Origin of the sequence: Alishewanella agri BL06 (genome assembly GCF_000272005.1) — a bacterium.
In the GTDB taxonomy this organism is placed as follows: domain Bacteria; phylum Pseudomonadota; class Gammaproteobacteria; order Enterobacterales; family Alteromonadaceae; genus Alishewanella; species Alishewanella agri.
The window spans coordinates 1-4564 of record NZ_AKKU01000004.1 but is presented as its reverse complement, the minus strand read 5'-3'; the positions used below and the strand labels follow the sequence as shown (position 1 = coordinate 4564).

Here is a 4564-nt window from a genome sequence, read left to right as displayed (position 1 = left end):
CCCCCGTCTGTGGATGCGCATTATAGGGAGTTTAAAACAGCCTGCAAGCAGTATTTTTGAAATTGCGTTTGTTCGGCTGTTTTTTGCACAAAAGCTTGTTTCTGATCGTTGAACTCAAATCTAGCTGTCAAACTGCTGGCTCAAAACAACCAGCAGCACTGCGACGATTATTATATTCACCGACCATTTGCTGCATAACGGCTTCGTCATAAGGTTGCAGATTACTCAGAATCATTTTCTTTTCACCTTCACCAATCACTGTACCATTTTCTGCCAGAGTGAAGCTAAGCGTAACATTACCGCGTTTACCTTCGACTTCCAGCTTACTGTCAGACAATGACAGCTTAGCTGTCTTAGTGGGTAACTGACTAAAGGACAGCGACATACTTTCGTAAATAACCAATGGTCGCTGCGGATTGATCATCACGCCTTGTTCAGCCATTAAAGGTTGTAAAATATCGGGGAAGTTTTTTCCGGAGAAGCGCACATAATCTTGAAACAAAGGTTCAATCACTGACAAATCATGACTATGTTGGCCGCTAAATTGAATTGTCAGATAAATCCGATCCTGAGCATCACAGACCTGAATTTGGTCTTCGGTCAGTTTACAGTACAGCAGCACATCAGCACTAACCATCCCGGAAAATTGACAGCTCAATTGTTGACTTAAGCCATAGCGGCTAAGTAAATAGCTAAATAACAAATCACCCGGCACACAAAAGCGTTTCGCATCGACATCATGGATCGGGTTAAAGTCACCGGCTACTTGTTTGGCGAATGTACAGGAGTGCTGACGGCTAAAACTGAATGCCTCACCGTGGCGACTTACAAAAGCGTCTAACAACATCTACTTATCTCTGCTACTGCGTAAAGAGCAACATTGTAGCTCAATTCACGCTACAGATGGTCTAGCCAGTGCTTTATTTAGTTGTAACTCCGGACCACGCCGCCGGGAGCAAAAAATCGCATTACCACCAACGCGTTTAGCCTCATATTTAGCAGCGGCGGTCAGTGCCGCAACATCATGATGACTGCGACAAAGTTGCGGATCCGGTATCGCAATTCCGATCGCTAAAGTTAGCAGTGGATAGAAGCAAGGTTCGCCACTGCGACTTAAGGTGGTAATGCCCCCCTGCTGCAGATCTTCCTGGCGATAATAATGCGAGATCTGCGTAGCAAAGCGCTGCAAGATTTGCTGACACAGCGTTTCACATTCGCCGGGCGAACTCACCAGGACAAAATCATCGCCACCTATATGCCCGATAAAATGCTTATTAGCTGCCTGGTGTTGAATAACCTCTGCCAACATCAGTAGAACCATATCGCCTTTACTGTAACCGTAGAAATCGTTGTAGGGTTTAAAATGATTCAGATCGAGATACGCCACGGCAAAATCAGCTTGCTGTTGCAGCAGCATGTCAATTCGTTGGTAAATCGGTACATTACCCGGCAATAAAGTTAATGGATTGGCATAGCGCGCGTGTTGCAGTTTGCGTTCGCTAATTTTTTTTAATAGTTGTCGCACCGAACCAAGCCCGAGGTATTGGCCATTACGACAAATAATGAAGTACCAACTGGCAGCATTATGTTCATCGTCTGCGACAATCTGGCTGACTTCATCCAGTGAACAGTGAACATCGACTATAACTGGCTTGGCGTTCATCACCTTGCCGATCGGTTTTTTTTCATAGAGTGCCCGACCAAATGGCTGGGCAAATAATGCCAGCAAATCGCTACGACAAATCAAACCGACCGCCCGACCTTGCTGTAAAACCGCTAAACTTTGCAACTTAGGTTCTTGCTGAAAGCGCTCCGCGACCTCTGCCGCGGATTGGTTATGAGTAACCGGCATGACATTTATTAACAGCTGTTCGACATTGTCTAACACACCTTCCAGCGGCAACAGATTTGCGAGTAGAGCGGCAGTATTATTTAGCGCAGGTTTTAATGTTACCTGTGGCCGGCCCAGCAAGTAACCTTGCGCCAAATCAGCGCCAAGCTCGCGACACAACCGCAACTCGTCCGCTGTCTCGATACCTTCAGCGACAATAGTGGCGCCGATAGCTTTAGCGAGACTAACAATATTCCGAACAAAGGCGCGTTTGGTAGGATCCTTATCTAGCTCGCTAATAAAATACCGGTCAATTTTGACAATATCAGGCTGCAGTTCAGACCAAAGTTTAAGACCAGAAAAACCACTGCCTAAATCATCTATCGCAATCAGAAAACCTAATTGTCGATAATGTTGTACCGCTTTTACTAATAGCTCGGCATCCTCTACCTGATACTGTTCTGAAATTTCAATCACAACCCTAGAAGGATCAACTTGCGCCTGTCTTAACATCTGTTTAGTTAGACCACTGGGATGATCTGCAGTCAGTAACAGTAACGGATTCACATTGAGAAAGAGTTTGGTGTCAGTTTGGGCCGCAGCAAAGCTCTCAATACTTAGCTGGCGGCATAGCATTTCCAATTGCTCGAGCCGCTCACAAGCAACTGCTGTTTTAAAAAGCTGCAGCGGCGAATGTAATGGGCTATCTGACGGGCCTCGAATCAGCGCCTCATAACCACTAATACTGCCATCCTGGAGATTGACTATAGGTTGAAAGATTGGCTGTAACGCCCGGGCTTTCAATATTTTTTCTAATTCAGCGCAATAAACTTCAGCAACGGCCATCTTTCAGCTCCGTTAACGACAACTGGCCAATGGTACTGAGTGCAAATGACATTTATATGACTACAAAAAATCTTGCCACCGAAAAAAAATACTTGCGTTTTATTTATACAGCAACTACTGTATATGCATACACTGTATAAATAAACAGATTGAGGTTGCGATGCTTGCCTATAACTTGCCAAATTCAACATCCCTTAGCCCAAAAGACACTATCACCAGCATAAATACGTTAAGCACTCTGCAACGTGACAGCTCGGAGTTAATTTTACTTAAGGTTTTATTACATCATCGCAGTGCCAACGGCTGGATCGTTTTAGTCGCGCCACAGATAAAACCCGTTAAAGCATTTTGGCAGGCCTGTCATTTACCTTTGGAGCGGATCATCTTAGTCCATCCAAAAGATCAAAGCAGCATAAGTAATACTATCCTAGCTGCGCTAAGTAATAAGGATTGCAAGGTGGTTATTAATTGTCAGCCGCTATCGGATGTTGAACTGGCACGCTGTCAACACGCTGCGAAACAATATGGGAAAGTTCTGCACACCCTGGCAGACATACAGCAGCAAACTCACTAACTCGCTTAACACAACCGGGCTGTCAGCGGCTAATAAAAAGGATAAACTGGAAGCTGTAAAGTTGATGTTGAGCTAGCGGGATTAACTCAATATCACGTCTTAGGTAGAGTCAAGGCGCTGGGCGAAGGATATCCTTATGCAATGTTATTGTTGTTCTGGTCAGTTATTTGAACACTGTTGTCACCCTTATATCAGTGGCGCTGTGTTGCCGGATAACTGTGAGGCGCTGATGCGTTCCCGCTATAGTGCATATTGCCTTGCTGATAGCGACTATCTGCTAGCGACACTGGCACCAGCACAGCGGCAGCAAGAATCTGCGGCTGAGATTAGTGCATTTGCGCGAGCGGTACATTTTTGTAAATTAGAAATAATCGAGGTAACCAACCGACCGGACGCTGGCCAGGTAAGCTTTATTGCCAGTTTTATCCATGAGCAAAAGCTGGACTTTATTGTCGAAGTGTCTGACTTTGCCTTCGCGGATCGTTGGTATTATGTTAGCGGCAAACTTCGTAGCAAACCCACCGTCAAACTAGGTAGAAATGATCTGTGCCCTTGCGGTAGCATGAAAAAAGTAAAACAATGCCAGCAACATCTGCCTAGCGGACAATGATAGTTGTCGCCTACCCGTCTGTTATCGCCCGACACCAAATAATAAGGCTCAGGCTGGGGTAAAGAAAGGTTCATCTGCTAACTGTTCTAAGATCTCAAACAATGCGGTTTCATCTGTTGCAGGTCTTTCAATCGGTGCACTATTGAGTCTGCGACGGCAATGGGCGTCAAGATCAGCAATAATCTGCGAATCCAGCTTGCGTGAGTCTTCCTGCAAAACCCAAGGTTCCGGCTGCAAATAACTATGTAGCTTCAGTTGCGCAAGGCTGTGCTGTATGGCAACACTTTGTTGTTGCAACGTCGTGGTATCATGCTGCTGCCAACCAAAACTTCGGGTTTTCACTAAACCTAGTACTTGGTATAGGTCGCTGTTAGCAGGTTTGGCTTCACTGACCGGCGTTTGAAACGCCGCCATTTCTTCAATCGCCGGAGACAACAACGCCAGCCAAAGCGAAAAATCAGCCCGATGCTGCTGTTGCAAGGCTTGATTTAACTTACTACCAAGTTGCCATTCATTAATTAGCGGCTGCATAGTTCTGCGATTTTATCTTAGTTGCTGAGTTAATCGGCAGACAGACAAAAAACTTTAGTAAAGTGCTTTACATCAAAAATCAGTTTGATAAGATGCGCGCACTCGTGGAGGGGTTCCCGAGTGGCCAAAGGGATCAGACTGTAAATCTGCCGGCACTGCCTTCGAAGGTTCG

5 protein-coding genes are annotated in these 4564 nt (G+C 45.6%); 2 read left to right on the top strand and 3 right to left on the bottom strand.

Translation table 11 applies throughout. The annotated features are described in order from the left end of the window. Positions 1–127 precede the first annotated feature (127 nt). Entirely contained in the window at positions 128–847 is a 720-nt protein-coding gene (locus AGRI_RS02640; protein ID WP_008983463.1) for a DUF3581 family protein, read from the bottom strand. 45 nt (positions 848–892) lie between these two features. Next, positions 893–2677 (bottom strand): GGDEF domain-containing protein, encoded by a 1785-nt coding sequence (locus tag AGRI_RS02635; protein WP_008983462.1) that lies wholly within the window; start codon positions 2675–2677, stop codon positions 893–895. A 160-nt stretch (positions 2678–2837) separates the two neighbouring features. Here AGRI_RS02635 and AGRI_RS16155 point away from each other — a divergent pair, with 160 nt between their 5' ends. Further along, positions 2838–3251, top strand: coding sequence for a hypothetical protein (locus AGRI_RS16155; RefSeq protein WP_008983461.1), 414 nt, complete (start codon positions 2838–2840; stop codon positions 3249–3251). Positions 3252–3387: 136 nt separating this feature from the next. Beyond that, positions 3388–3861: a YchJ family protein gene (locus AGRI_RS02625; protein ID WP_008983460.1), complete on the top strand. Its 474-nt coding sequence runs from the start codon at positions 3388–3390 to the stop codon at positions 3859–3861. A gap of 48 nt (positions 3862–3909) precedes the next feature. Here the strand turns inward: AGRI_RS02625 and AGRI_RS02620 are convergent, their stop codons facing one another. After that, complete coding sequence (locus AGRI_RS02620; protein ID WP_008983459.1) at positions 3910–4392, bottom strand: VC2046/SO_2500 family protein; 483 nt, start codon at positions 4390–4392, stop codon at positions 3910–3912. Between the last annotated feature and the right edge of the window lie 172 nt (positions 4393–4564).